At 70.6% G+C, this 26,237-nt stretch carries 31 protein-coding genes, 1 pseudogene and 1 riboswitch; of the genes and pseudogenes, 11 read left to right on the top strand and 21 right to left on the bottom strand.

The genetic code is table 11. The features are described from left to right. Positions 1–3: 3 nt before the first annotated feature. Positions 4–321, bottom strand: a complete 318-nt coding sequence (locus FHR32_RS27525; RefSeq protein WP_184757429.1) for an L-rhamnose mutarotase — start codon at positions 319–321, stop codon at positions 4–6. Positions 322–469: 148 nt separating this feature from the next. Between FHR32_RS27525 and FHR32_RS27520 the strand changes: the two genes are divergently transcribed. Beyond that, positions 470–1,477: a LacI family DNA-binding transcriptional regulator gene (locus FHR32_RS27520; protein ID WP_184757854.1), complete on the top strand. Its 1,008-nt coding sequence runs from the start codon at positions 470–472 to the stop codon at positions 1,475–1,477. A 79-nt stretch (positions 1,478–1,556) separates the two neighbouring features. On the opposite strand, the gene FHR32_RS27515 is transcribed toward FHR32_RS27520, so the two are convergent. From FHR32_RS27515 to FHR32_RS27495, 5 genes are all read right to left on the bottom strand, one after another. Then, a complete protein-coding gene (locus tag FHR32_RS27515; RefSeq protein ID WP_221466235.1) occupies positions 1,557–1,775 on the bottom strand; it encodes a DUF421 domain-containing protein in 219 nt (72 codons plus the stop codon). Positions 1,776–1,886: 111 nt separating this feature from the next. Beyond that, complete coding sequence (crcB, locus tag FHR32_RS27510) at positions 1,887–2,249, bottom strand: fluoride efflux transporter CrcB (protein WP_184757428.1); 363 nt, start codon at positions 2,247–2,249, stop codon at positions 1,887–1,889. Further along, positions 2,246–2,605 carry a DUF190 domain-containing protein gene (locus FHR32_RS27505; protein ID WP_184757427.1) on the bottom strand — a complete coding sequence of 120 codons (360 nt, stop codon included), beginning with the start codon at positions 2,603–2,605 and terminating at the stop codon, positions 2,246–2,248. Before FHR32_RS27505 ends, crcB begins: the two co-directional genes overlap by 4 nt. After that, complete coding sequence (locus FHR32_RS27500) at positions 2,602–3,126, bottom strand: fluoride efflux transporter FluC (RefSeq protein ID WP_312882720.1); 525 nt, start codon at positions 3,124–3,126, stop codon at positions 2,602–2,604. Before FHR32_RS27500 ends, FHR32_RS27505 begins: the two co-directional genes overlap by 4 nt. 32 nt (positions 3,127–3,158) lie before the next feature. Next, positions 3,159–3,866, bottom strand: a complete 708-nt coding sequence (locus tag FHR32_RS27495) for a lysophospholipid acyltransferase family protein (protein WP_184757426.1) — start codon at positions 3,864–3,866, stop codon at positions 3,159–3,161. Between the two features lie 148 nt (positions 3,867–4,014). Between FHR32_RS27495 and FHR32_RS27490 the strand changes: the two genes are divergently transcribed. Together FHR32_RS27490 and FHR32_RS27485 are read left to right on the top strand one after the other, a co-directional pair. Continuing rightward, positions 4,015–4,779: an alpha/beta hydrolase gene (locus FHR32_RS27490; protein ID WP_184757425.1), complete on the top strand. Its 765-nt coding sequence runs from the start codon at positions 4,015–4,017 to the stop codon at positions 4,777–4,779. Between the two features lie 66 nt (positions 4,780–4,845). Next, entirely contained in the window at positions 4,846–5,319 is a 474-nt protein-coding gene (locus FHR32_RS27485; protein WP_184757424.1) for a hypothetical protein, read from the top strand. Positions 5,320–5,356: 37 nt separating this feature from the next. Here FHR32_RS27485 and FHR32_RS27480 read toward each other — a convergent pair whose 3' ends face one another. The 7 genes from FHR32_RS27480 to FHR32_RS27450 all read right to left on the bottom strand — a co-directional run bounded on the left by FHR32_RS27480 (position 5,357) and on the right by FHR32_RS27450 (position 11,529). Then, positions 5,357–6,508: a hypothetical protein gene (locus FHR32_RS27480; protein ID WP_184757423.1), complete on the bottom strand. Its 1,152-nt coding sequence runs from the start codon at positions 6,506–6,508 to the stop codon at positions 5,357–5,359. 337 nt (positions 6,509–6,845) lie between these two features. Further along, complete coding sequence (locus tag FHR32_RS27475) at positions 6,846–7,568, bottom strand: endonuclease/exonuclease/phosphatase family protein (RefSeq protein ID WP_184757422.1); 723 nt, start codon at positions 7,566–7,568, stop codon at positions 6,846–6,848. A 93-nt stretch (positions 7,569–7,661) separates the two neighbouring features. After that, positions 7,662–8,606, bottom strand: a complete 945-nt coding sequence (locus tag FHR32_RS27470) for an ROK family glucokinase (protein WP_184757421.1) — start codon at positions 8,604–8,606, stop codon at positions 7,662–7,664. Positions 8,607–8,628: 22 nt separating this feature from the next. Next, the gene (locus FHR32_RS27465) at positions 8,629–9,060 is read right to left on the bottom strand and encodes a hypothetical protein (protein ID WP_184757420.1); all 432 of its coding nucleotides are present in this window, start codon (positions 9,058–9,060) and stop codon (positions 8,629–8,631) included. Further along, the gene (locus FHR32_RS27460) at positions 9,053–10,222 is read right to left on the bottom strand and encodes an ArsA family ATPase (protein WP_184757419.1); all 1,170 of its coding nucleotides are present in this window, start codon (positions 10,220–10,222) and stop codon (positions 9,053–9,055) included. The genes FHR32_RS27465 and FHR32_RS27460 overlap by 8 nt, the downstream gene beginning before the upstream one ends. 58 nt (positions 10,223–10,280) lie before the next feature. After that, positions 10,281–10,718: an SRPBCC family protein gene (locus FHR32_RS27455; RefSeq protein WP_184757418.1), complete on the bottom strand. Its 438-nt coding sequence runs from the start codon at positions 10,716–10,718 to the stop codon at positions 10,281–10,283. Between the two features lie 43 nt (positions 10,719–10,761). Next, positions 10,762–11,529 (bottom strand): metallophosphoesterase family protein, encoded by a 768-nt coding sequence (locus FHR32_RS27450; RefSeq protein WP_184757417.1) that lies wholly within the window; start codon positions 11,527–11,529, stop codon positions 10,762–10,764. Between the two features lie 210 nt (positions 11,530–11,739). Here FHR32_RS27450 and FHR32_RS27445 point away from each other — a divergent pair, with 210 nt between their 5' ends. After that, entirely contained in the window at positions 11,740–13,533 is a 1,794-nt protein-coding gene (locus FHR32_RS27445) for an AMP-dependent synthetase/ligase (RefSeq protein ID WP_184757416.1), read from the top strand. 52 nt (positions 13,534–13,585) lie between these two features. Here FHR32_RS27445 and FHR32_RS27440 read toward each other — a convergent pair whose 3' ends face one another. The 4 genes from FHR32_RS27440 to FHR32_RS27425 form a co-directional block, all read right to left on the bottom strand. Further along, positions 13,586–14,704, bottom strand: a complete 1,119-nt coding sequence (locus FHR32_RS27440; protein WP_184757415.1) for a glycosyltransferase family 4 protein — start codon at positions 14,702–14,704, stop codon at positions 13,586–13,588. Further along, positions 14,701–15,978, bottom strand: a complete 1,278-nt coding sequence (locus FHR32_RS27435) for a M48 family metallopeptidase (RefSeq protein WP_184757414.1) — start codon at positions 15,976–15,978, stop codon at positions 14,701–14,703. Before FHR32_RS27435 ends, FHR32_RS27440 begins: the two co-directional genes overlap by 4 nt. Next, positions 15,975–16,760 carry a hypothetical protein gene (locus tag FHR32_RS27430; RefSeq protein WP_184757413.1) on the bottom strand — a complete coding sequence of 262 codons (786 nt, stop codon included), beginning with the start codon at positions 16,758–16,760 and terminating at the stop codon, positions 15,975–15,977. The genes FHR32_RS27435 and FHR32_RS27430 overlap by 4 nt, the downstream gene beginning before the upstream one ends. A gap of 77 nt (positions 16,761–16,837) precedes the next feature. Next, on the bottom strand, positions 16,838–17,371 hold the full coding sequence (locus tag FHR32_RS27425) for a C40 family peptidase (RefSeq protein WP_184757412.1): 534 nt from the start codon (positions 17,369–17,371) through the stop codon (positions 16,838–16,840). A 106-nt stretch (positions 17,372–17,477) separates the two neighbouring features. Beyond that, a riboswitch (cyclic di-AMP (ydaO/yuaA leader) is annotated at positions 17,478–17,636 on the bottom strand. A gap of 652 nt (positions 17,637–18,288) precedes the next feature. Between FHR32_RS27425 and FHR32_RS46155 the strand changes: the two genes are divergently transcribed. Genes FHR32_RS46155 through FHR32_RS27410 form a run of 4 tightly spaced genes read left to right on the top strand, consistent with a single transcriptional unit; the run spans position 18,289 to position 19,194 of the window. Then, on the top strand, positions 18,289–18,417 hold the full coding sequence (locus tag FHR32_RS46155; protein WP_281391054.1) for a hypothetical protein: 129 nt from the start codon (positions 18,289–18,291) through the stop codon (positions 18,415–18,417). Next, positions 18,414–18,740, top strand: a complete 327-nt coding sequence (locus FHR32_RS27420) for a hypothetical protein (RefSeq protein WP_184757411.1) — start codon at positions 18,414–18,416, stop codon at positions 18,738–18,740. Before FHR32_RS46155 ends, FHR32_RS27420 begins: the two co-directional genes overlap by 4 nt. Continuing rightward, complete coding sequence (locus FHR32_RS47370; protein WP_184757410.1) at positions 18,698–18,850, top strand: M48 family metalloprotease; 153 nt, start codon at positions 18,698–18,700, stop codon at positions 18,848–18,850. Before FHR32_RS27420 ends, FHR32_RS47370 begins: the two co-directional genes overlap by 43 nt. Positions 18,851–18,903: 53 nt before the next feature. Beyond that, positions 18,904–19,194 carry a M48 family metalloprotease gene (locus FHR32_RS27410; RefSeq protein ID WP_184757409.1) on the top strand — a complete coding sequence of 97 codons (291 nt, stop codon included), beginning with the start codon at positions 18,904–18,906 and terminating at the stop codon, positions 19,192–19,194. Between the two features lie 70 nt (positions 19,195–19,264). Here the strand turns inward: FHR32_RS27410 and FHR32_RS27405 are convergent, their stop codons facing one another. From FHR32_RS27405 to FHR32_RS27395, 3 genes are all read right to left on the bottom strand, one after another. Beyond that, the gene (locus FHR32_RS27405) at positions 19,265–20,221 is read right to left on the bottom strand and encodes a C40 family peptidase (RefSeq protein WP_221466233.1); all 957 of its coding nucleotides are present in this window, start codon (positions 20,219–20,221) and stop codon (positions 19,265–19,267) included. A gap of 119 nt (positions 20,222–20,340) precedes the next feature. Then, positions 20,341–20,955, bottom strand: a complete 615-nt coding sequence (locus FHR32_RS27400; RefSeq protein ID WP_184757407.1) for a hypothetical protein — start codon at positions 20,953–20,955, stop codon at positions 20,341–20,343. 46 nt (positions 20,956–21,001) lie between these two features. Next, on the bottom strand, positions 21,002–22,234 hold the full coding sequence (locus tag FHR32_RS27395; RefSeq protein ID WP_246467449.1) for an NYN domain-containing protein: 1,233 nt from the start codon (positions 22,232–22,234) through the stop codon (positions 21,002–21,004). 269 nt (positions 22,235–22,503) lie between these two features. On the opposite strand from FHR32_RS27395, the gene FHR32_RS27390 reads away from it, so the two are divergent. From FHR32_RS27390 to FHR32_RS27380, 3 genes are all read left to right on the top strand, one after another. Continuing rightward, positions 22,504–22,743, top strand: coding sequence for a hypothetical protein (locus tag FHR32_RS27390; RefSeq protein WP_184757405.1), 240 nt, complete (start codon positions 22,504–22,506; stop codon positions 22,741–22,743). A gap of 148 nt (positions 22,744–22,891) precedes the next feature. Further along, complete coding sequence (locus FHR32_RS27385) at positions 22,892–24,616, top strand: DEDD exonuclease domain-containing protein (RefSeq protein WP_184757404.1); 1,725 nt, start codon at positions 22,892–22,894, stop codon at positions 24,614–24,616. A 42-nt stretch (positions 24,617–24,658) separates the two neighbouring features. Then, positions 24,659–24,946, top strand: coding sequence for an Lrp/AsnC family transcriptional regulator (locus FHR32_RS27380; protein WP_184757403.1), 288 nt, complete (start codon positions 24,659–24,661; stop codon positions 24,944–24,946). A 76-nt stretch (positions 24,947–25,022) separates the two neighbouring features. On the opposite strand, the pseudogene FHR32_RS27375 reads toward FHR32_RS27380, so the two are convergent. After that, a pseudogene (locus tag FHR32_RS27375) lies at positions 25,023–26,231 on the bottom strand (RNA-guided endonuclease InsQ/TnpB family protein); the annotation flags it as partial. Between the last annotated feature and the right edge of the window lie 6 nt (positions 26,232–26,237).

The following is a 26,237-nucleotide window of genomic DNA, read 5'->3' as shown; positions in this document are numbered from 1 at the left end:
GGCTCAGTCGAGGTGGAAGACCTCGCCGAGTGCCATCATGCCCTCGTCCGGGTGTCCCTCCAGGTTCTCGAAGAACGGGGCCATCTCCGCCTGCCACCGCGCGTTGACCTCGGTCGCGGCCATTCCCGCCAGGGCCGCCTCGAAGTCGTCGGTCTCCAGGTAACCGACGAGGAGCCCGTCGTCCCGTGTGAACAGTGAGTAGTTGTGCCAGCCGGTGGCCCGCAGAGCGTCGAGCATCTCGGGCCACACCGTGGCGTGGCGTTCGCGATACTCCTCCAGCCGGTCCGGCCGTACCTTCAGCAGGAAGCAGACGCGCTTCACGGGCACCTCGTTAAAAACGTTTTAACAAACGCTGGTGAACCTACGGGTGACGTGTCACCACTGTCAACACCCGGTCGGTCGGAGCGACCGGTGCCCACCGGCGACGGAAGGTGGCGCCCGGGTGGTTGTTACGTTTTACTCAGTGCCCATGGGTTCGGTGAGCATCAAGGACGTCGCGGCACGTGCAGGCGTCTCCCCCGGCACGGTGTCCAACGTGCTCAACCGCCCGGAGAAGGTCGCCGGATCCACCCGCGCCCGAGTCGAGGGGGTCATCCGCGAGCTCGGATTCGTCCGCCACGGTTCCGCTTCCAGCCTGCGGGCCGGGCACAGCCGCACGGTCGGCCTGTCGGTCATCGACATCGGCAACCCCTTCTTCACCGACGTGGCCGCGGGGGTGGAGGAGGTGGCCAGCGAGCGTGGATACGCGGTGATCCTGGGCAACTCCTCGGGCGACGAGCTCAAGGAGGAGCGCAACCTGCTGGTCTTCGCCGAGCACCGGGTCCGGGGGGTGCTCATCACCCCGACGGGGACGGGGTCCGGCAGGCTGGACCAGCTCAGGGAACGCGGCATCAACACGGTCCTGGTGGACTACCCCGCGACGAGCCCCGACCAGTGCTCCGTGGCGGTCAACGACGTCGCCGGCGGCGCACTGGCGGTCTCCCATCTGCTGGGCGGCGGGGCCGAGCGGATCGCCTACGTCACCGGTCCCCTCACGATCCGCCAGTGCCTCGACCGGCGGATCGGGGCCGAACAGGCGCTGGCGGCGGCCGGTCGCGACCCGGGCGAGGCGATGCGACAGATCACGATGAACGCGATGACCGCCCGGGCGGGCCAGGAGGCGGCCGAGAAGATGGTCTCCGGGGGACGGTTGCCGGACGCGGTGTTCTGCGCCAACGACCTCCTGGCCCTGGGCATGATGCGCGGGCTCCTGCAGGCGGGTGTCCGGGTGCCCCAGGACGTCGCGCTCATCGGTTACGACGACATCGACTTCGCCTCGGCCTCGGCGGTCTCGCTCAGCTCGGTCCGGCAGCCGACTCACCGGCTGGGCCGGGTCGCCACCGAGCTGCTGCTCGACGAGTGCGACAACCCCGAGTCCCACGCCCACCAGCAGATCATGTTCCAGCCCGAGCTGGTCGTCCGCGAGTCGAGCCGCTGACCTCCACGCCGAACTGTCCCGTGGTGTGGTTCTCCATGAACATCACCGGCATCACCGCGGACCGGTCAGCAGCCCCCGGTCAGGGAGATCCGCCGGTTCCGTGATGATCGCCGTCAGGCCCCTCGTGCCGGGACTCGGCCCCGGAGACCGAGTTATCCGGGCCGATGATGGCGTTCTGCACCACGTTGGACAGCAGCAGCATCACCACCAGGTCGAAGGTGTTGAGCCGGGCGATGTCCCGCTTGCCGATCACCCGCAGCAGGATCACCACCGCGAGGTAGACCACCACGGTGCGCACGGCCTTCTCCGCCAGCGGGATACCGGTGATCAGGATGTCCTGCCACGTCCGCTCAGACCATCCATGTCCGGCGGGGAGGCCGGGGTGGCGCCGGACCAGCGGGCCGGCGCGTCAGGCGACGAACACCTGGGCCAGGGACATGCCGCAGAAGGCGGCGGCCAGACCGGCGGCGACGCTGGCGGCGACGTTCACCAGGGCGAACAGGCGGGCGCCGTCCTCGACCAGCCGCAGCGTCTCGTAACTGAAGGTGGAGTAGGTGGTGAGCGCGCCGCAGAACCCGGTGCCGGCCAGCTCCATCACCGCGCCGCTCGCCGGCAGGGCGGCCAGGAACCCCAGGACGGCCGACCCGATGACGTTGACCGTGAAGGTGCCCCAGGGGAACAGCGTGTCGTGGCGGGCCTGGACGGCACGGTCGGTCAGGTAGCGCAGCGGTGCGCCGACGGCGGCGCCGAGCGCGACCAGCAGGAGGCTCACCGCGTCTCCTGGGCCGGATCACCCGGCCGGCCGACGTAGCGGATCACCTCGACCTCGTCGATGATGACCAGCCCTTCACCGACCAGCTCGTCGAGCTGGGGAAGGAACGCCCGGACCGGCTCTTCGGCGTCGACGATCACGATGGCGAGCGGGAGGTCCTCCGACAGCGACAGGATCCGGGTGGTGTGGATGTGGTTGGAGGCGCCGTAGCCCTCGATGCCGCGCATCACGCTGGCCCCGGCCAGCCCGGCGCGGTGGGCCCGGCGCACGATCTCGTGGTAGAGAGGCTTGTGGTGCCACTGGTCGGTCTCGCCGATGAAGATCGTCAGCCGGAGGGCCGGCCCCTGAAGCTTCATGATCGTCTCCTACTCGGCTGCCTCCTGCGGGTGATCACGCGTGTCAGCGCGGTTCCGGTGTAGACCGCGGCCAGCGCGCCGACCACCGTGGCGGCCAGGTAGACCAGAGCGGTCCGCGGGGCGCCCGCGGCGACAGCACGGCCGATGTCGACGACGTAGGTGGAGAACGTGGTGAACCCGCCCAGCACTCCGACCCCCAGGAACGGGCGGACCAGCCGGTGGGCCTGCCAGATCTCGGTGATCAGCACCATCAGCACACCGATCAGCAGGCATCCGGCCACGTTGACGCCGAAGATCGCCCAGGGGAATCCTCCCGGCGAATGCGGGAACGCGACGGCCAGGCCGTGACGGGCCAGCGCCCCGAGCACGCCTCCGGCCGAGATCGCACCGAGGATCGCCCACGGGGCCCTGCTCAGTTCGGCGCGCTGACGACCGACGCGCAGGTCGACGTCGGGATCGGCCCCGGGAGCGGTCACGGGGCCGGGCACATGGCGACCCGGTGTGTCAGGTGTCTCGGCCACGGATTCTCCCCCCCTTACCTCGCTCGTACGGCCTAGCCCCGGCCCCTGTTCTCCTTCGCCAGCCGGGCGGCCTCGACCTTGGCGCTCGCGGCGTACTTGTCGACGTACTCCTGGCCGGAGAGCTCCATCAGCGCGTACATGATCTCGTCGGTGACGGCGCGCAGGACGAGGCGGTCCTCCTCCATCCCGTAGTAGCGGGTGAAGTCCAGCGGTTTGCCGAACCTCACTCCCGGGCGGATGCCCAGCTTGGGGAAGAGACGGCCGGGAGGCATCATCTCGAAGGTGTTGACCATCGCCCACGGGATGACCGGCGCGCGCGACTCCAGGGCCAGCCTGGCCACGCCGGTCTTGCCCTTGTAGAGGCGCCCGTCGTGGGATCGGGTGCCCTCGGGATAGATGGCGAGCACCTGGCCCTCGCCGAGGATGCGCTTGCCGGTGCGCAGCGCCGCCTCGCTGGCCTTGCCGCCCGAGCGGTCGATGGGAACGGTCCCGACGCCGCTGAAGAAGGCACGGCTGAGGATCCCCTTGATCCCACGGCCGGTGAAATAGTCGGACTTGCCGAGAGAGATCACCTTTCGCGGCAGGAACAGCGCCCCGAAGAAATGGTCGGCGAACGACAGGTGGTTGCCGGCCAGGATTACCGGTCCCTCCTTGGGCACGTTATCCACCCCTTCCGCCCACGGACGGAAGACGGAATGGAGGAAGGGCCAGAGGATGGCCTTCACCACCCAGTAGAACACGCGGGGCTCCTTCGATCGGCAGGGGGGACCTGGAGGTATCTTCGCACCTTCGGACCCGGCCAACTACATTGCGAAACCACTCATATCGACCTCTCGCAAAATACGCCCCACTCGTGCGACGATCGGGCGAACCTTACAAGGAGCTGCGATGCCAGTCATGCCCGGCGCGGAGCCGTACCACCATAAAGGTGGGCAGATCGGAGTCCTGCTCTGCCATGGATTCACCGGATCGCCCCAATCCCTGCGCCCATGGGGAGAACACCTGGCCGCGGCGGGCATGACCGTGGCGCTGCCCCGGCTGCCCGGCCACGGCACCACCTGGCAGGAGATGAGCCGCACCCGCTGGGAGGACTGGTACGCCGAGTTGGACAAGTCCCTGGCGGATCTGCGTGGCCGCTGTGCCGAGGTCTTCGTGATGGGCCTGTCGCTGGGCGGCTGCATGGCGCTGCGGCTGGCAGAGGTCCACGGTGAGGGGATCAGAGGACTGGTGATCGTCAATCCGTCGATCACCAACGACGTGCCCCTGCTCAGGCTGGCGCCGCTGCTCAGACTGGTGGTCTCGTCGGTGCCGGGCGTGGCGGGCGACATCAAGAAGGAGGGGGTGACCGAGCTGGGCTACGCACGCACGCCGGTCAGGGCCGCGGCCACCCTTCCCCGGCTGTGGGCGCTGACCCAGGCGGAACTGGGCAAGGTCACCCAGCCGGTGCTGGTCTTCCACAGTCCGCAGGACCATGTGGTGAAACCGGCCAGTGTGCGTATCCTGCGTGAGAGGCTGAGCGGGGGGAATCTTAATGTGGTGGAGCTCAACGACAGCTACCACGTCGCGACGCTCGACAATGACGCGGATCGGATCTTTGCGGGGAGCGTGGAGTTCATCCATACGAACGCCTCGGTACCCTTGCAGAGGGACTGATCGCACATGGGGGATGCGCGGTTTCCGGGAGGAAGTGGCCGACCGATGAGTAACGAGCTCAGCTAAGTGACACCTCAAAGCGATGAGGACGAGGTCTGGCGTCAGATCGTCGCGTCCTTCAATGACACCGCTGAACGCGACGCGGCCGACCAGCCGTGGCCCGACAGCGAGAACCTGCCCTCCGAACCTCTCCGACGCGTGCTCAAACAGTCGGACGGGGAAGAGCGCCCACCGGCGGAGGACGGCTCCGCCGATGACGGCGACGACACCGAGCAGGAGGATCCCGACGACGAGGGCCACTACGTCCCCCCGCCGCCGCCTCCACTGCCCAGGATGGACACCACGACCAAGATCGCATGGCTGGGCCTCTTCGGCGGCCCGGCCTACCTGCTGCTCAGCGCCGCCCTGAACTGGAACCTGCAAGGCTGGATGCTGTTCACCGCGGTCGCGGCGTTCATCGGCGGTTTCGTGGCGCTGGTGGTGCGGATGGGCGACGGTCCACCCAACGACTCCGGCTGGGACGACGGCGCGGTCCTCTGACGGCCACGGCCGGAACGCCCGCGCCGTCACCCGGCGACTACGATTTGTCGTGCTCCGTCGTGGCGGGCCGCCCCGCCGTGCTGAGCCGCTCGATCACGTCGGTGTAGCGGCCGGCCGCGTCCACCACGTGCCCCACGGTCAGCACGGTGCCGCTGCCCGGCAGGTAGGCCGCCGACTGGAGCCGGACGGTCCGCGAAGCGGCGCCGGCCGTGCCGCGCAGCGCGGTGAACGTGTGACCGTCGTAGCGGAGCAGGAACGCCTCACCGGGCCGGCTCAGGTCCACCCCGGAGATCCAGAAGTGACCCTTGCGGTCGCCGGTTACGCCGTACAGGCGCACGTCGCCCCGGGGCGGGTTCAACCGGTGCCACTTCTTGCCGTTCCAGGACAGGACCAGCGGAGTGACCCCGCTGCCGGACTCGTCGTAGACACCGCCGATGGCCAGCGCCCGCTTCGGCCCGTCGAGGTGGATGTCGCGCAGGTAGCCGCCGGGGATGTCGGGGACCGGGAAGGTCTTCCAGTGCCCGTTGGTGAGCCTCGCGATCAGAGGGCCGTCTCCGGTGTCGCCCACCGCCCATCCGTCGCTCTTGGCCGAGAGCGCCACCCCGTACAGCGTGCCGTCCTGCTTGAGCTGTGTGATCTTCCACTTGCCGCCTCCGGTGCCGGTGACGACGAGCGGCTGCTGGTCGCGCCGGCCGACCGCGGCCATCCGGCCGGGGAGGGCGGCGACCCCGCCCAGCCAGTCACCCACCCGCAGCTTTTCGACGGTGACCCTGTCGAAGGCCGCCCCGTCCCCCCTCGCCAGGTACGGGAGGCTGTCATGTCCCTCCCCGACCGCCCACATCTCGGTCGCCGAGGCGGCGGCCACCGACCGTAGAAGACCGGCGCCGGTGGGGTCGTTGCGGATGCCGACCTCGGTCCAGCTCACGCCGTCCCAGTGCGTGATCGCACCACGGCTCTGCCAGATGTCCCAGACGCTCTGCTGCCCCACCGCCCAGACATCGGTGGCGGAGACCCCGGCCACATCGGACAGCGACCCGTCCCGGCTCAGCCGGGCACTTGTCGGCGCCTGCCAGGCCTCCGCGACGGGCGGGCGGACAGGCTCGGCATGGGCGGCGAGCACAGGCGTGGAGAACAGGAGCACGCCTCCCGCGCACAGCGCCAGTGCACGCCGCGGAAGGCGACTGGTCATGCTTCAAATGGTACGGGCCACGCCCGGCCCCTCGTGCGGCTCCCCTTGAACAGCGTCCAGATGGCACATCGGGCGGATCCGCAACGCCGCGGACCGGCGCGATCCGGCCGGGGGTCGGGCGTCGCCCGGCTGGTGTCCCCCGCCGGGAGGCGAGCACGGTCTGGCCGGTGGACGGCGCCGACCAGGTGAAGGCTGCGGTGGCGAGCAGGTGCACCAGCCGGCTGGAGATGTGAGCGCGGAAAGTAGTTGCCGTACCGCATCCATCACATGAAGGATGTCGTCATGATCAAGGTCGAGTCACTGACGAAGATCTTCCGCCGGCCTCGCGCCTTTCCCGTCACCCTCCCCGGAGGCCTCCGTCCACCGGACGCGGAGGGCCCAGCTCGGCGACCACGGGCAGATGGTCGGTGGCGACTGCCAGGTCGGCGGGGTCGGCGTCGGCTCCACCGCAGGAGATGACCGGGAACCCCGCCGCCGCGAAGATCGCATCGATGCGCTCTCGCGGCCCCCGCGCGGGGAAGGTGAAGCCGTCACCGTGCGGCGAGGCCGGATGGCAGTCGGTCAGGCGTTCGGCGAGATGGCACCAGGTCAGGTCGTGGGAGTGCTCGTTGAGGTCTCCGGCGAGCACCGGCAGGGCGTCGAACCGGTCGGCGGCCGCCCGGAGCAGGGCCAGTGCCTCCCCCGCGTGATAAAGCCTGGCGGCCCCGTCGAGATCCAGGTGGATCGATCCGACGGCCACCCGATGTCCTCCGGACTCCACCACGGCGATCGCGATCGCGCGCCGCTCCAGGCCGAGGAAGCACCTCAACAGGTGCCCTTCGCCGTGCAGCAGGCGCACATCCCGGCCGACCAGCACGGCCACCCCGCCCAGACGACGGCCCGCCGCCACGGTCAGTCCGCCGGAGGCGGCCAGCCGCCCGCGCCGGCGGCGCCAGTTCAGGAACCGGGGGGCCTCCTGAACGCAGAGCACGTCGGCGCGGAGCGCGGTGATCACCCGCCCCAGCGCGGCGACGTCGTCTTTCATGGAACGCACGTTGTAGCTGGCGACCCTGAGCACCACGGCTACCTCATTTGGCGAAACGTCATGAAATGTGACGAGACATGCCGCGAGCGTAGCCCCGTGGGCCCCGGCGGACCAGGGCCCACGGACGCCTCAGCGTCGCCGGGCGAGGTCCGCCGCACCGACCAGGCCCGCCGCCGCGCCCAGCTCGGCCAGGCGGATGTCGGCCAGGGGCCGGTGCCCCCGTCCGGTCAGGTTGCGGGCGAAGGCCTCACGGACCTGGTCGATCCAGAGGTCCGCGGCACGCGAGACGCCGCCGCCGAGGACGAAGCACCCCGGGTCGAGGACCGCGGCGAGGTCGTCCAGCCCCTGGGCAAGCCACTTGGCCATCGCGGAGAACGCCGCCAGGGCGGCCGGGTCGCCCTGCCTGGCCGCCTCGGTGACCTCCTGGCCCTCGATCTGGCCGGGGGAGCCGCCGGCGATCTCCAGCAGCGTGGCGGCTCGCGCCGGATCCGCCTCGGCGATCGCCCTGGCCTCGGCGACCAGGGCGTTGCCGCTGGCGTACTGCTCCCAGCAGCCCCGGTTGGTGCACCCGCACAGGCGCCCCTCGGGGACCACCTGCATGTGGCCGAGCTCGGCGCCCATGCCCCAGCGGCCGCGGTAGAGGGAGCCGTCGAGCACGATCCCGCCGCCGATGCCGGTGCCGACGGTCACGCAGACCAGATGGCTCTCGCCGCGCCCGGCACCGAACCTGGCCTCGCCCCACGCCATCGCGTTGGCGTCGTTCTCCACCACCACGGGCAGGCCGACGAGGTCGGAGACCTTCTTCTGCAGGGGCTCCTCGCGCCAGGCGAGGTTGGGCGCGAACCGCACCATGGAACGGGTCTCGTCGACGAACCCGGCCGCGCCGAGGCCCACGGCCTCGATCTCCCTGTTCTTGGACAGCTCCCGGACCGCCTCGGCGATCGTCTCGGCGACCTGTTCGGGGCTGGTGGCCGGGGTGGGCCGTAGAAGCTGCTCGACGATCCGGCCGTCGTCGTCCACGACGCCCGCCGCGACCTTGGTGCCGCCGATGTCAACGCCGATGGTCAGCGCCATTGTCCACCCTTTCCCTCTGGGCTCACCCCAGGTCGATGTGCTCCACGGGGGTCTCATCCCTGCCGCGCTCTCGTGCCCGCTGCGCGGGCGAGGGCCTGTTCAGCCCGTCGACGGCCGACTTGAAGACGGAGAACAGCTCGCTGCCCGCCTGCATCAGGTTGTCGGTGACCGCTGTGCCGGACTCGCGCTGGGCGGCCATCGCACGGCAGACGGGACAGGCCCGGCAGATGTATTCGTCATGCTCGGAGACCGCCTCCTCCCACACGTCCCGGCCGCCGCGCCCCGAGCCGCCGGAGAACGCGCCGCCGAACCCGGCCATCGTTCCTCTGACCAGGTTCTTGCGCAGTTCCCTGGCCGCTCTCTGCTGGAGCGCGTCGAAAAGCTTGAACGCCTCCTCGGCCGCGCTGCCCAGTGGATCTCTGTCGTTTTCCGGCTTTCCGGTCTTCTCAGTCATCAGGCCCTCCCGATTGGAACCGTACCCGGAGAAGGCCGTCGCGGAGCACCGCACTCTGCACGGACCTGCGGGCCAGGGCGGTGGGCAGGGCCAGGACGCGGCGGTAGGAGCCCGCGTTGACGATCAGCTCGTCGCCCTTGCGGGCCAGGTCCACCTCGTCCTTCTCGGCGAGCGGCAGTGCCAGGATCAGTTCGCCTTCGGGGGTGATCCGCAGCGGCGGATCCCCGGTGGGCGGGGCGAAAGGGTCGGCCTCGCCGTACATCGCCTCGGCGACGGCGGCGAGAGCGTCGGTCCCGATGGGCTCGGCGTCCAGGTAGGGGACCGTGTGGACGGGCAGTGGAGCGAAGGACTGCTCGACGTCGGCCAGGTGCCTGGCCTGGGCCGCCACCCACCTCTGCCGCCACGGATCCGCGCCGTCGGCGGGGAAGACCCGGTTGGCGATCACCGCGTCGACGCGGTAGCCGTACAGGCTGAGGGAGGTGAGCGTGCGGCGGGCCTCGGCCAGCACGACCGCCTCGGGGGTGAGCACCAGCCGGACGCTGGCGTCGGGGCCGGTGAGCAGCTCGCGGACCTCCATCAGGCCGCGGTGGAGCCGCTCCCCGGCGCCGATCACGTGGTCCTCGGGCACGCTGACCTGCGCCACCCGGCGGACCAGCGGGGAGAGCGTGCGCAGGAGCCGCCTGCCGACCGGCAGCAGGCGGTTGACGTGCCAGTCGAGGGCCTCGGGCAGCGCGAGCAGCCGGAGCGTCTCGGCGGTGGGCGCGCAGTCGATGACGACGACGTCCCAGCGGCCGCTCCGCGCCTGATCACGGAGCTCCAGCAGGGCGATGACCTCCTCGGCACCCGGCAGGACGGTGATCTCCTCGGCGGTGATCTCGTCGAGACCCAGCTCGGTGAGGAAGCCCCTGGCGTAGTCGCGCAGATCGCCCCACTGGCGCTCCAGCGCCTTCTGGGTGTCCACCTGGTGCAGGTAGAGGCCGGGCGAGACCTCGGTGGGCTCGCCGCCGGCGGTCAGACCGAGCGCGTCGGCGAGCGAGTGGGCGGTGTCGGTGGAGACCACCAGAGTCTTCCGCCCTGACCGGGCCGCGAGCGTGGCGGTGGCCGCCGCCGCGGTCGTCTTGCCGACGCCGCCCTTGCCGGTGAACAGCAGGACCCTGCTCACGCGCCCTCCCTTCCCGGTGGTCCGGCCTCCGCCCCGCGGGCCCGACGGTCCGGCCTCCTCACGAGGCCTCGACGCGCCTCTTCAGTCCCTTCAGGGCGGTGTCGATGATGACCTTCTCCGCTTTCCGCTTGATCATGCCGATCATCGGCACCTTCAGGTCGACGGCGAGTTCGTACGTCACCTCCGTGCCGCCGCCCCCGCCCGCGAGACGATAACTTCCGGTGAGCCCGGAGACCATCTTCCCGGCCTCGGCGACGCTCCAGTCGACGGAGTCCTCGCCGTGCCAGGTGTAGGCGAGGGTGTATTCGTCGCTGATCACGCCCGCGTCCAGGACGAACCGGACCGTGGCCGGGAGCCCGTCCTCGTCGGTGGACAGGACCCGCGCCGACTTCACCTGGCCCGCCCACTCCGGATATGAGGCGAAGTCTGCGATCACCGTCATGATGGGGGACCGGCCCGCGCCGATCATGATGCTTGAAGTGGTGCGATCAGCCATGGGCTTACCGTACTCGTTCAGCCTTTCCCAGCGGGCGTCCGGCTCACCACTCAAGGACGAAGGGAACTCCACTGCCGCGGAAGTGCCCCACGTTGAGGCATTCTGTCCTGCCGATCCGGGTGCGGGCGGCCAGGGGCTGGTGCACATGGCCGAACAGGGCGTAGCGCGGCTGGGTCCGCCGGATCGCCTCCAGCGTGGCCTCGCTGCCCCGCTCGAAGCGCCGGGCGACCACGTCGTAGAGCAGCTCGGGGACGGCGGGGGGAATGTGACAGCAGAGCACGTCCACCTCCCCCACGGCCTCCACCTTGCGCGCGAACTCCTCGTCGTCGATCTCGTTCGGCGTCCGGTACGGCGTGCGCAGCCCGCCCCCGACGAAGCCGAACCGGAGCCCACCGAGCTCCACGGTCTGCCCGTCGAGCAGGTGGTGGCCTTCCCTCAGATAGTCGGGCCAGTAGCGCGGCAGGTCCACGTTGCCGTGGGTGAGATAGGCCGGGGTCGGCATGGCGGCGAAGATCTCGTCGTACTGCCGGCGGACGGAGCGCTCGATGTGGTCGCGGGGGTCGCCGTCCAGTGACGCCCAGAGCTCGGCCGACAGGGCCCGTGCCTCGTCGAACCGCTTGGCCGTCCGGAGCGTGATGAGCTGCGTGGCCTTCTCCCGGCCGAACAGCTCGGGGAAGATCCCCTGGGAGTGGTCGTCGTAGTCGACGAACAGGATCAGGTCGCCCAGGCAGACGAGCGCGTCGGCACCGTCTTTCGCACGAGCCAGGGCGTCGGCCCTTCCGTGCACATCGCTGACGACATGAACCCGCATGCCGGACATCTTAACTGTTGGCAAAATACGGACATAAGTAACAACTTAGATGCGACGCAGGTGGTGGAAGGGCGGTCCGGGGGCGCGGCATCGCGTGGCTGATACCGTGAAATCGCCTTCGGCACCGTCTGGAGCACGGATCTACCCGCGCGTAACTTATCGCGATAGCTTCAGGCATCCCATTGATCCGTGCGTCTTCAGGAGCGACCCGTGCGCGAGTACAGCGTCCCCGTACTGGTGGATGTCCCCTCCTCAGCCAACCTGACCGACACGGTGTTCCAGCGCGCCGAGCGGGAGCCGGGCACCGTCAGCCTCCGCAGGAAGGCCGGCGACGACTGGATCGCCGTCACCGCCGGGGAGTTCCGCGATCAGGTCGCCGCCGTGGCCAAGGGGCTGATCGCGGCGGGCGTCGGACCCGGTGACCGGGTGGCCCTGATGGCGCGCACCCGCTACGAGTGGGCCGTGATCGACTACGCCGTCTGGGCGGCCGGCGCGGTCACCGTGCCGATCTACGAGACCTCCTCGTCCGACCAGGTCAAGTGGATCGTCTCCAACAGCGGCGCGAAGGCCGTCTTCGTGGAGCTGTCCTCGCACGAGGAGACCGTCCGGGAGGTGCTGGAGGAGCTGCCGGAGCTCGAGAACGTCTGGCGCATCGACGACGGCGCCCTGGACGAGCTGACCGCGGGCGGCGCCGAGGTGTCCGACGAGACGCTGAGCGAGCGCAGGACCGGCCGCGGCATCGCCGACCTGGCCACCATCGTCTACACCTCGGGCACCACCGGCAGGCCCAAGGGCTGCGCCCTGACCCATGACAACCTGCTGTTCACCGCCAGGAACGTGGCGCGGGGCCCGCTGGAGCAGCTCTTCGTCACGGAGGACAAGGCGGTGCTGCTGTTCCTGCCGCTCGCGCACGTCTTCGCCCGGATCATCCAGGTTGTGGCCGTCGAGACCGGCACGGTCCTCGGGCACAGTCCGAACATGAAGAACGTCGGCCCCGACCTGCAGACTTTCAGGCCGACGCTCCTGCTGGGCGTGCCGCGGGTGTTCGAGAAGGTCTACAACGCCGCCGAGCAGAAGGCGGCCGCCGACGGCAAGGGCAAGATCTTCCACGTCGCGGCCGACGTCTCCGTGGCATGGAGCCGGGCGGAGTCGGCGGGCGGCGCCGGGCTGGGCCTGCGGCTCAAGCACGCCCTGTTCGACAGGCTGGTGTACCGCAGGCTCCGTGCCGCCACCGGCGGCAGGCTCTGGGTCGCGGTGTCCGGGGGGTCCGCCCTGGGCGAGCGGCTCGGGCACTTCTTCCGCGGCGCCGGCATCCAGATCCTGGAGGGCTGGGGCCTGACCGAGACCTCGGCGCCGTCCGCGGTGAACATCCCGGGCGCCAACAAGATCGGCACCGTCGGCAAGCCGTTCCCCGGCGTCACGATCGGCATCGGCGAGGACGGCGAGGTGCTGGTCAAGGGCCGTCACGTCTTCGACGGTTACTGGAACGACGAGAAGGCCACCGCCGAGGCGATCGACACGGACGGCTGGTTCCACACCGGCGACATCGGCGAACTCGACAAGGACGGCTACCTGAGCATCACCGGCCGTAAGAAGGAGCTCCTCGTCACCGCCGCGGGCAAGAACGTCGCCCCGGCTCCGCTGGAGGACCTCATCCGGGCCCACCCGCTGATCAGCCAGGCGATGGTGGTCGGCGACGACCGGCCGTTCGTCGCGGCGGTCGTCACGCTCGACCCCGAGGCCCTGGAGCAGTGGAAGGGCGCCAACGGCAGGGCCGGGGCCACCCTCGCCGACCTCAGCACCGACCCCGCGATCCTCGCCGAGGTGCAGAAGGCGGTGGACAGGGCCAACGCGTCGGTCTCCAAGGCCGAGCAGATCAAGAAATTCGCGGTGCTCGACATCGACATCACCGAGGAGAGCGGGCACCTCACCCCGACCCTCAAGGTCAAGCGGAACGTCGTGATGCGCGACTTCGCCAAGCAGGTCGACTCCCTGTACGGCTGACGGCCGCTCCGGCCGCGGCGGGCGTCCCGGCCCGCCGCGGGCGGGAGGCGCCTCAGGGCGCGGGGCCGAGCAGCCGGGCGAACCGGGCCGCGACGAGATCCCAGCCCCACTCCCGGGTGACCCACTCGCGCCCGCGCTCCCCCATCGCCCGGGCCCGCTCCGGGGCCCGCAGGAGTCCGACGAGGGCCCCGGCCACCTCGGCCGGGGAGGTCCCGTCCACGACCAGGCCGGTCTCCCCCTGCAGCACCGCGTCGGGAGCCCCGCCCGACGCGCCCGCCACCACGGGCAGCCCGCTGGCGGAGGCCTCCAGATAGACGATGCCGAGCCCTTCCACGTCGATGCCGCCGAACCTGGTACGGCAGGGCATGGCGAACACGTCGCCGGCGGCGAGGTGGGCCGGCAGCGCCGCCGGCGGCACCGGTCCGATGATCCTCACCGAGTCCGCCACCGGCCGGGCCAGCCGCTCCAGGGTCCTGCGGTACGGCCCGCCGCCGACGATCAGCAGCACGGCCTCCGGCACCGCGCGCAGCACGCGGGGCCAGGCCCGCAGCAGGACGTCCTGTCCTTTGCGCGGGACCAGCCGGGACAGGCAGACCACGACCGGCCGGTCCCCCAGCCCCAGCGCCGCGCGTACCTCCTTGCCGTCGGCGTCCGGACGGAACACGCCGGTGTCGACGCCCGGCGCGAGCCGTACCAGCTTGCCCGCGGGGATGACGCGGGCCAGCCTCTGCCGGGTGTACTCCCCCAGGTAGGTGACCACGTCGGCGTGGCCGCCGATCCTGGCCAGCAGGGGGCGGGCGAGCGGGATCTGCGTCCAGGACGCCTCGTGGCCGTGGGTGATCATGACGATGTGCCGTACCCCGGCGGCGCGCATCGCGGGGGCGAGCAGGCCGAGCGGGGCCGCCGCCCCGAACACCACCGTCTCGCACGCGAACTCGGCGACCAGTTCCACGGCCCGGCGGGCGACCGCGCGCGTGGGCAGCATCAGCGAGGTGGGATGCCGCACGACGGGGTACGGCTGGCGGGCGTCGAAGCCGTCGCAGCCAGTCCACCGCGGGGCGTAGACGACCACCGAGCCCGGCGGGCGGCAGGCGGCGAGACCGTGCACGAACGACTGGATGCCGCCGGCCCGGGGCGGGAAGTCGTTGGTGACGATCAGCGCCCGGCTCACGGCTCCCGGATGCCGTTCAGCCGAGCCCACGAACGCGCCATGGCGATGCGCTCGGGCGCCGTGGGATGCGAGCCGTAGAGGACGTATTCGAGGGCGTCCGGCGTCAGGTCCGAGATGTTGGTCACCGACAGCCGCTTCTGCATGGAGACGAACACGGCCGGGGCCCTGGTCAGGTCCAGCGCGTGCACGTCGGCGCGGGCCTCGATCTGCCTGCTCACCAGGTTCTGCGCGGGGCCGGACAAGAACGTGACCAGGCTGAGCAGTCCCATGAGCAGTCCCACCGCCTTCGGATCGGCCGCCGAGTCGGAGCCGGTGCGCCGCCGTAGCGGCCTCCAGGACGTCAGCAGGTAGAGCAGGCACGCCCCGCAGGCCGCGCCCAGGCCGCCGACGAGCGTGCCGTACAGCACGTCACCGGCCTTGGCGTGGCCCAGCTCGTGCGCGACCACCAGCTCGACCTCGTCCCTGGGCGCCCGGAGCAGCGTGTCGTAGACCACGATCCTGCGGGTCGCGCCGAACCCGGAGACGTAGGCGTTGAGCGCGGTGGTCCGCCGGGAGGCGTCGGCCACCAGGACATCCTCGACGGGCACCCCGTCGCGGGCGGCCATGGTGAGCAGGTCGTCGCGGAGCTGCCCGGCGGGCATCGGCGTGAAGTCGTTGAAGATCGGTTCGACCACCACCGGGTAGGCGAAGGAGACGACCACGGTCAGCGTGAACGCGCCGATCGCCGCGGGGATCCACCAGCGCCGGTAGCGGCGTGCCAGCGCGACCACCGCGAGCACCATGATCGCGGTCAGCGCGGTCCCGATGCCGATGTTCTTGATCCGGTCGGCGGTCCAGGACAGCCAGTCCTGGGTGGACAGGCCGAACGCGCGCAGCTGGGTCTCCGACCACATTCCCAGGGGCCAGCGCAGGACCGCCACCGCCACCGAGATGACGAGGACGCCCAGCAACGCCCTCAGCCACCACGGGCCCCTCAGCCGGCCGACGAGCCACGCGCCCAGCGGGGTGCCCACCAGGATCCCGGCCACCACCAGGGTCAGGCCGAGCGAGAGGTAGGCGGGCGCGCTGACCGCGGCGTCGAAGGTGTCGGCGCGGGCGACCTGGCCGGGGGTGAAGTCACGGGCCGGGTCCGGGACGAGAGGCGGGGCTGTGGCGGGCAGGACCCGCCAGGGCGTGGTGAACGCCACGACCGCCAGCGTGACCACGCCGAGGGCGGCCAGCGCCCACCCCGCCGCCCGGATATCCGGGCGCGCCTCCGTCATGGTTCGCGTCATTCCAGTTCCCTCCGGAGGTGATCACGCCACGCGGCGGTGAGCTCCGCCTGCGACAGGCCCAGCGCGCTGCCGACATCGCTACCGTAGAGCCTCACCAGTGCCTTCTCACCGAAGCGCTCCGCGATGTAGCGGCAGGCGAGCCACGCCTCCTCGTAGGCCTGTGCCAGCCTCGGGGCGCCGGGGGCGAAGTCGGCGGCCACGGGCAGCCGGGTGGGCAGCAGGCCCGCGCGCACCTCCTGGGCGAGTTCGGCGGCGGCCTCGCGGACCCCGATCCCGGAGTCGCGGTATCCCACGTAGTCGGCGAACCCCTCCGACAGCCACATCGGCACCCGGCCGCCCCGGGTCGCCCCGGTGGCCAGGTGCGTGAGCTCGTGAGCGATCACCACGTCCCGCCCCGTCTCGTTGAGCCTCGCGTAGCCCGACGGCAGGACGATCACCCGGTCGGAGGTGGCCATCGCGGCCAGGCCACGGGTGCTTCCGGCGCCCGCGAGCGCCGCCGCCTCCGCGTCGGTGGCGGGGAAGAGGATCACGGCCCGGACCGGTCCCCAGATCCGCCCGACGGCCCGGCGGGCGCGGTCGGCTCTGGAGGCCAGGTCGCGCAGGCGCGCGGGCGGGACATGGTGGCCGATCACGACGGAGTCCTCACCGCGGACCACGGTGGCGGCGCCGGGCCACGGGCCGCGCGTCTCCCCCGAAGGCGGCTCCGCCCCGGTGACCAGGCCTGCGCTCATCAGCGCCAGCATCCCGGTGAGCACGGCGCGGCGCCCTCTCGGGACGGACATATGAGCCGATGCTACTTGACGGACATGGAGCGGCCCCGTCCGTCCCCGGGAGGACGGACGGGGCCGGATTCCCTCGGTCAGCCGCCGGGGCGGACCGCTCCGGCGAAGGAGGACTTGTAGTACCCCTTCAGGCTCACGGACCGGACCGTCTTGCCGCTGCTCGGCGAGTGCACCATCTTGCCCTTGCCGACGTACATGCCCACGTGGCCCTTGCCGTAGAAGAACATCAGGTCACCGGGGCGCAGACGGCTCCACGAGACCTTCTTCCTGACGGCGCGGTACTGGCTGGTCGTGATCCTGGGGAGGGTCACACCGGCCTTGCGCCACGCGTACTGGACGAGCCCGGAGCAGTCGAACGCGCCGGGACCGGAGGCTCCCCACCGGTACGGATCGCCGATCTGCTTCCTGGCCGCCGAGACCGCCTTACCGGCCTTCACCTTCTGCAGTGCGGCTCTGCTCAACGTGGTCTTCTTGGCCTTCGCCTTCTTGGCGCTGCTCCGCGCCGCGGCGGCGGGGGCCTGAACCGTCCTCTCAACCTGAGAGTCGGTGCTTCTGACCTGGAGAGTGGGCCCGGTGTCGGCCGTCGCCTGTGCCGTCGTGGATCCCAGCACGACCGCTCCCGAGGAAGCGGTCAGAGTGAGTACGGCACCGCCCAGGGAAAGGCGGGCAAGGCGCGACAGACGGGGGTTACGCAGGGTGGTAGACAGGATTTCTCCTTGGGACTTCCACTGATGCCTACCGGGTTAGCTGACGGATTCGGGCAGGGAAGTCGCCCTACGGCATGACATATGCCGATTCACCCCTGGCCCTCCTCTGAGGGCCCATGGGTCCCCGGTTCCGCGCCTCCTGGCTGCACGGATTCGGCAGGCCGCCGCGACGGGGATCAACCCCTCGGGGGAGCGACGGCCGGTTGGATTTCTAACGGAACGCCTGCTCCGGGGAGCAGGCGCGCAATGCGGTGACATGGCGTGTCACCGCGACGCCAGAAGCTACCTCGAACACCATATTTCGGCAAAGCAATGCCATGAATACGGAGATCGATAAAGCTCTTCCCCACCTCGTGATCATTGCGTGATATGCGGTTCCCTCATCCGGATATGACCCTCGTCACATTCCACGGATCATGATCCAAAAAACGCCACTCCTGTAACATTTGTCACATCAGGTTTGATCTCTTTCTCTCCGGCCCGCGGAACGGCCGTCCTATACGTCTAGATCGCCGCGAAGTCGCCGCCGAACCTCCGGCACCGGCCAGGGGGCAGGGAAGCGACGGGCCGGCGAGCGTTGCGGCCTTCATCGCTTCCCGGAAGATCGAGCATGACGGACGGGAATGGTCACACCAAGGTGGTCCAGTACGACCAGAACCGGATGCCGATCAGGGTGATGACGCCAAGGGACCAGATGGTGAGGGCGACCGCGTGGTAGCCGATGACCGCCCCGATCGCGCGGCGCACACCGGCGGGGACGGGCAGGTGGCGCCGGGCGAGGTTGTGCAGGGTGACGTACCAGAAGATTCGTCGCCGAGACCATGCGTGCCGCCCTCGACGAAGCCGGCGATCTCGAAGCGGCGGTGAACCGTTTCGTCGGCACGGTGTCGCCCGAGGTGGCCGCGGCCCTTCGGGACGCGCTCGAGGGGCGAGACGGAGTTGCTCCGTGATCCTCTGGTTGATCTCCGCGGGGATCTCGCTGACGCCCGTCGTGCTCGGCGGACGGGTGGCCGAACACTTGGCCGCCGCACCGTGGACTCATCGGTGTCCCCGTGCCGCGCTCGTCCTCTGGCAGGCCATCGGCCTGTCCGGCGGGCTGGGAGCGGTCGGAGTGGGCCTGGTGGCCGCAGCCGCGCCGCTGGCCGTGCTCTTCCCGCACGGCATGCACACGCTGGTCTGGCAGATCACTCCTTCCTCCACGACGCCTACGTCCTGCCGAGTGAAGAGCCCGTGGCGTACTGCGTCCCAGGACGACATGCCCGCATCGTGCTGAGCCAGGGGACGCTGGACCTACTGAGCCCGCGAGAACTGCAGGCCGTGATCAGGCACGAGCGCACGCACGAGGCCGCCATGACCTCATCCTGCTGCCGTTCATCGCGCTGAGCCAGGCGTTTCCCTGGCTGAGCGCAGCTCGGACGGCCCGCGAGGTCGTCCCGGTGTTGCTGGAGATGCCGGCAGACGACCAGGCCCGCCGCGCCCACGGCGAGCTGTCGCTGGCTCGCGCCCTGGTGCGGATGGGCCACCCCCGCGGCCGGCCCGGCGGAGGCGGGACGCCGGCCCTGGCGGACAAGGCGGTCGTCCACCGGGTGGAACGCCTTCTCGACCAGCGGGACAAGCGGTCGGACTGGGCACCTGCCGCCGCCTATTCGACAGCCGGCATCCTGCTCAGCGGGCCCCTTGCCGTACTGGTGGCGCCCCTGCTCTGCATCACCGTCTGGCGCGTCTGACGGGGAACCGCGGGGGTCTGCAGAGGAGCCTCGGCCTCCCGGAACAGGAGGCCCTCCACAGACGCGCAGGTCAGGGGCGGACGGCTCCGACCACGCGACGGCCGTAGGAGGACAGCGGGACGACCTTGACGACGTCTCCGGTCTGGGGGGCGTGGACGATCTTCCCACCACCCGCGTACATGCTCACGTGCCCCAGCCCCTCGCTGAAGATGAGGTCCCCCGCCTGGAGCTCGCTCAGCGACACCTTACGGCTCGCGCCCCAGCTCCACTGCTCCCAGGTCGTGCGGGGGAGGCTGACGCCGCCGTTGCGCCAGGAGGCCTGGATGAGGCCCGAGCAGTCCCAGCCGCCCGGGCCCGTGCCGCCGTACCGGTACGGCTTGCCGACCTGGGCGAAGGCGAAGCTCAGGGCCGCCCTGGCGTTGCCCGAGGCCGGACCGTTGTACTTGAGCCCGGTGCTGTTGGGGTTTCCCGGCTGGAAGGCGTTGAGCTTGTTCAGCAGGGCGGTCTGGGACTTCACCATCTTGTCGGCCTTGGCCTTCGCCTCGGCCAGCTCGTCGCGCGTCGCGTCGGCCTCGGTCAGGGCGGCCTTGGCCTTGTCGCGATTGACGCGCAGCACCTTGTTCGCCTCGTCGAAGGCGTCCAGGGTCAGGGCGCGGGAGGTGGACATCTGGTCGACGGCGGCCAGGCCGTTGAGCAGCATGGTGGGATCGGGCTGGTTGATCATGCCCTCCCAGCCGCTCACGCTGCCGAGCTGGTAGGAGTTGACGGCCATGGTGACGAGCCCCTTGCGCAGGCCGGCGACCTTGGCGTTCTGACGGTTGAGGTCGCCGTTCAGCGTCTCGTACTTCTTGCGGGCTCGCTTCAGCTTCTCGCCGGCCTGGTTGTACTTCTCGACGACCTTGTCGGCCTGCTCGTTGAGCTTCTCCAGCTTCTTCTTGGCCTCGGCCACGGTCGGCTTCGGCTCCGCGAAGGCGCCGCCGATCGGCAACAGCAGGAGCGCGAGAGCCAACCCTGCGGCAATCGGCATCCGCCCGAATCCAACCGGCATACCCGCCACGGCCACAGCATCGCCTCCCAGTGCAAAGACCTGGGCGGAATAGTACAGAACAAGTAAGGGTTAGCTCACCTTTTTGGCCGTTTTACTCCTTACGGGCAGGTGGCAATCGCGCAGACTTTCGCGGTCATCTTGGTGGCGTCCCGCATCTGGTCGGCCCAGTCCCGCTTGGTGGGCTTGGAATACTCCCCCGCCCACAGGTAGACCAGCACGGCGTTGCCCCTGCGGACCACCACGCTCCGGTCCCCGCCGACGCCGGCCTTCCTGCCGTAGTAGACCTGGCCGGAGACCTTCAGGGCGTCGTCGCCGAGCCCGGCCACGGCCGTGGAGACGTAGCGGTAGGCGGAGCCGCCGTCCTTCTTGGCCCCGCACGCGGACAGGGCGGCACGGACCTGGGCCATGGCCCGCTCGGCGCCTGCCCGCGAGCCGTACAGGAGCACCTGCTCGACCTTCATGAAGTCCGGCACACCGGTGAACGTCACCGTCCGCGCGGCCACCCGGCCGATCCCGCCGGGGGCGTTCTTGCCGCACGGGTTCAGCGCGAACCGGGACTTCAGGGAGTCGCTGACCTTCCAGACCGTCTCGGGGTCCGAGTCCTTCGTGGCCGCGGCCTTCTCGTAGAGCAGGAAGCCCCGGGGGATGCCGGGTGCGGCGGCGGCCGTACCCGCTACGAGGGCGGCGCAGGCCAGTGCGATGATCTTCTGCATCGAATCCACCTCCAGTGTGATCCGACGCACCATACGACCAAAAGGCTTATCCCCGCCCGAGACGTCGCAGAAGCAGCACCGAAGGAACCGGCCGCGCCCCCATCCGGCGCACGGACTCGGCCACCTCACGGTCGGAGGAGACCACCGCGACGGCACGGCCGGCGGGCTCGGCGCGGACCAGCTGGCGGATCAGGTCGTCGGCGATCTGATTGGGAGCGCTGAACATCACCCGGACCCCCCGGGGAGCCGAGACCGGGACCGGGGCGTTCAGCTCGGCCCCGTCGAAGACGCAGGTCAGCTCGGTGCGGGTCTGCGCGTAGAGCGCGCCGAGACCGGTGAGCAGACGGTTGCGCTGGTCGGCGAGGGTGAGCGTGCCGTAGCCGCTCTTGGTCACGTTGTAGCCGTCCACGATCAGGTGGATCTGCGGCAGCGCGAGCAACTGGTCGAGGAGGACCGGATCGTCGTCGGCGAGGGCCCTGGCGGGCACCGCCTGGACCCCCTGCCTGCCGGGCGCGACCGAGGCCACCGAGTCGGCGGGCCTGCTGATGCTGGAGGGCAGGGCGAGCTCCCTGCGCAGCCCCGCGGCGGCGTCCTGGAGCGCGTCGAGCAGCATGCGGACCTTGGTGTCCTCCACGCTGCGGCCCTCGCGTGCGGCCCGGCGGGTGGCCTCCAGCTGCCGCTCGGCGTCGGCCAGCCGCTCACGCAGGCGGCGCAGCTCGCTCTCCCCCGCGCTGCCCGCCGACGCGGCGGCGGCCCTGATCTCCTGGGCGGCCTCCTCCACCTCGGCGGCCCGCGCGTCGGCGGCCTTGGCCCGCTCGCGGGCGTCGTGCAGCTTGCGACGCAGGTCGGAGATCTCCGAGCGCGCCGTCTTGAGCTGGTCGCGCAGCCGGTCGGACTCCTCCTTGGCCGCGGTCTTCTGCGTGGCCAGCTGCTCGCGCAGCCGGTTGAGCGTCTGCTCCTGCGCCGAGCCCTCGGCCGCGACGGCCGACCGCTCCAGGTCGGCGCGGGCGGCCTCCACCATCTCCGCCCAGCCGGGCGGCCGGGTCAGGTAGGCGGCGGCGGCGACCAGGACGGGCTCGGCGGCCGGCGGCACGACGCCCTCGGCGAGGCTCGCCACCAGCTCGGGCCAGCCCGCGCTCAGAGTCTCGGCGACCAGCTCCCGGAACTCCTTGTCGCTCTCCAGTTGGGCGGCGATCGGGGCGCTGCCCAGTTTGGCTCGTTTACGGGGGTCGAATTTCGCGATCCCCCTGAGCGGCAGGGGCACGGTGGCGGTGGGCATCGACCCCAAAATCTGGGACGCCAGCTCCACGACATGTAAGCGGACCTGCTCGGGTAACGGACGAGACAGGCCTTCTCCGGCTGAACTCATCACGGCCCCTACTCGGATTGGTCTTCACGTCAAGGGTACGGCTACCTCACCCCGCCCCGGACATGGCTGGAAACCATGCTTTTGTCGGGCATAAAGGTGAACTGTATGTGGACAAGTGGTTGATCATAGGTATACGACTGTGCCCAGCGACTCGTGACGCACGCCACCGGGAGAGCGCGATGGGCGGACAGCGCGGCCAGACCGAACAGATTCGCACCTCCACCCGCGACCTCGGCGAGCTGCGCGAACGGCTCCGTTCATGGCTCACCGGCCGCCTGGGCGGCCCCGTCACGGTGTCGCGGCTGTCCGCCCCCTCGGGCAACGGCATGTCCAGCGAGACCCTGCTCTTCGACGCCTCATGGGACTCCGCCGGGGACGGCCGCGGGGTCAGCCCCGCACGGCTCGCGCCGGCGGCGTGACGCCCTCGGGAGTGAACGGCCGGGTGAGGAAGCGGATCGGGATCATGCCGACCGTCGCCGCGGTGGCGCAGGGCCGTGACCGTCGCGGCGGCCGGTACGCCGGGCGCCGGAGTGTTAAATGTCGGTCCGGGCTCCTATGGTCTGAGTCGTGGATTACGCCGTGCAGGGAACGCTGGACGAGCTCGGCACACCGCTCGACCAGATCACGTTCGTCGTGTTCGACCTGGAGACCACCGGGGTTTCGGCGGCCGAGCACGCGATCACCGAGATCGGGGCGGTCAAGGTCCGGGGGGGTGAGGTCCTGGGCGAGTTCGCCACCCTGGTCGATCCCGGGTCGCCGATCCCGCCCTTCATCTCGGTGCTGACCGGCATCACCGACGCCATGGTCGTGGCGGCGCCGAGGATCGAGTCGGTGCTGCCGTCGTTCCTGGAGTTCGCCGAGGGCGCCACCCTCGTGGCGCACAACGCGGGATTCGATCTGGGTTTCCTCAAGTCCGCCTGCGCCGCCCACGGCTATCCCACGCCCGCCCATCCGGTGGTCGACACCGTCGTGCTGGCGCGCAAGCTGCTGACCCGCGACGAGGCGCCCAACTGCAAGCTCTCCACGCTGGCCCGGATCTTCAGCAGGACCGAGCCCTGCCACCGCGCGCTCGCCGACGCCCAGGCCACCGTGGACGTGCTCCACGCGCTGCTGGAGCGGGCGGGCTCGTTCGGGGTGCACACCCTGGAGGAGTTGAAGGGTTTCGTCCGCGCGCCGACGCCGGAGCAGCGGCGCAAGCGGCACCTGGCCGACGCGGTGCCGAGCGGCCCCGGCGTCTACGTGTTCGAGGACGAGCGCGGCGACCCGCTCTACGTCGGCAAGAGCACCAACCTCCGTAACCGCGTGCGCAGCTACTTCACCGCCGGCGAGACCCGGCCACGGATCCGCGAGATGATCGGCATCGTCGAGCGGGTCCGGCCGATCGTCTGCGCGACCGCCCTGGAGGCCGAGGTCAGGGAGCTACGGCTGATCGGCTCGGCCAAACCGCGCTACAACCGCAGGTCGCGCTTCCCGGAGAAGATGGTCTGGCTCAAGCTCACCGACGAGCCGTTCCCCCGCCTGTCGGTCGTCCGCGAGATCAAGGACGACGACGCCGGCTATCTGGGCCCGTTCACCAGCACGCGCGCGGCCGAGGACGCCCGCACCGCGCTGCACGAGGCGATCCCGTTACGGCAGTGCACCGAAAAGATCACCCCGCGCACCAGGCGCTCCGCCTGCGCCCTCGCCGGGCTCGGCAGGTGCGGGGCGCCGTGCGAGGGCCGTCAGGGCGTCGAGGAGTACGGCCGGCACGCCACGGCCGCGCGGCGGGCGATGGAGCTGGACGTCACCCCGGTCTTCTCGGCCGTCCAGGAGCGGATGGAGCGCCTGGCCGCCGACGAGCGCTACGAGGAGGCCGCGGCCGACCGCGACCGGCTCGCCTCCTACGTCCGCGCCTCCGCCCGCATGCAGCGGCTGCGGGCGCTGACCGCGATCCCCCAGATGGTCGCGGCCTCCCCCGCGGCGGGCGGCGGCTGGCAGATCCACGTCGTCCGGTACGGCCGGCTGGCATCGGCCGGGGTGATGCCCCGTGGCGCCCATCCCACTCCGTTCGTGGACGCGCTGGTGGCCACCGCCGAGACCGTCGTGCCGGGACCGGGCCCCGTTCCCGCCGCCAGCGCCGAGGAGACCGAGTGCGTTCTGCGCTGGCTGGAGTCCCCGGGGGTGCGGCTGGTGCAGGTGGACGGCGCCTGGAGCCTGCCGATCGACGGCGCGGGACGGTTCAAGGCGCGCCTCGACCGCGCCTACCGGTCCTCCGAACCGCACCAGGCGCGTGAGGGCCGCCCGGCGCGCTGATAGCTTCAGACCTGCAAGCCGTACTCAACGAGGAGGAAGCTCGTGGTCACCGCGATCGTGCACATCAACGCCGAGGTGGACCGGATCCCCGAGGTCGCCCAGACGATCGCCGGGATCGACGGGGTGAGTGAGGTCTACTCCATCACCGGGGAGTACGACCTGATGGCCATGGTCCGCGTCTCCGCCTACGAGGAGATCGCCGAGGTCATCCCCGGTCGGATCAACAAGGTCGAGGGGGTGCTGCGCACCGAGACGCACATCGCCTTCCGCACCTACTCCAGGCACGATCTCGACGCCGCCTTCTCGATCGGGCTCGGCGAGTCCGACTGACACTCGCGCGAAGGGGCGGGGGTTGACTTCCTCCCCACGGCTGAAGCCGGAGGATTCCCACCCTCACGGGTGGAGTTTCCTGCTTCACCGCCAGTCGCCCGCCGGGCCTGCGCCCTTGAGGTCTTACACCGGCTCCACAGGCGTTTCACCTCTCCGCCAGCCCGGCGGCGAGGATGTTCTTCGCGGCGTTCACATCACGGTCATGGACCACGCCACAGGCGCACACCCAGTCGCGGACGTTCAGCGGCATGAACCGCTGGAGCGCGCCGCACGCCGAGCACAGCTTCGAGGAGGGAAACCACCGGTCCACCACCAGCAGCTCCCGCCCGTACCACTGCGCCTTGTACTCCAGCATGGTGCGCATCCGCCGCCAGCTCGCATCGGAGATCGCGCGGGCCAGGCTGTGGTTTTTCACCAGGTTACGCACGGTGAGATCCTCGATCACGACCACTTGGTTCTCGCGGACGATCGCGGTGGTGAGCTTGTGCAGGACATCGCGGCGACGGTCGGTGATCCGGGCATGCACCCGGGCGACCTTCACCCTCGCCCTGCCCCGATTCGCCGACCCCTTCTCCTTGCGGGCCGGTATCCGCTGCGCGCGGGCGAGTCTCCTGCGGTCGGCGCGTTCGTGGCGGGGGTTGGTGACCTTGCCGTCGTCGTCGGTCACGCCCGGAATCGGACGCGACAGGGTGACCAGCGCGGTGATCCCGGCGTCCACCCCGACCATGTCCGAGGTCGGGTCCAGAGGCCGGACGGTGTCCTCACACAGGATCGACACCGACCAGCGCCCGGCCGCGTCCTTCGACACGGTCACCGTGGACGGATCGGCCCCCTCGGGCAGCGGGCGCGACCACACGATGTTCAGCGGGGCGTCCATCTTCGCCAGGGTGAGCCGCCCGTCGTGGTAGCGGAACGCCGAGCGGGTGTACTCGGCCGACAGCCGGGACTTCTTCCGGGACTTGAACGCCGGGTACCCGGCCCGCTGGGCGAAGAAGTTCGCAAACGCCGTCTGCAGGTGCCGCAACGCCTGCTGCAACGGCACCGACGACACCTCGGCCAGGAAATCCAGCTCCTCGGTGCGTTTCCACTCCGTCAGCGCGGCCGACGATTCCACGTAGGAGACCTTGCGGCCTTCCGACCGGTAGGCGCGGGTCCGCTCCTGCAGGGCCTTGTTGTAGACGAGGCGGACGCAGCCGAACGTCCGGGCAAGCTCATCAGCCTGCTCGGGGGTCGGGTAGAAGCGGAACTTGAACGCCCGCTTCACGATCTGCGCCACGCCTCGCATCGTACC

Source organism: Streptosporangium album (assembly GCF_014203795.1).
Lineage (GTDB): Bacteria > Actinomycetota > Actinomycetes > Streptosporangiales > Streptosporangiaceae > Streptosporangium > Streptosporangium album.
This window is presented reverse-complemented; position numbering and strand designations above follow the sequence as displayed.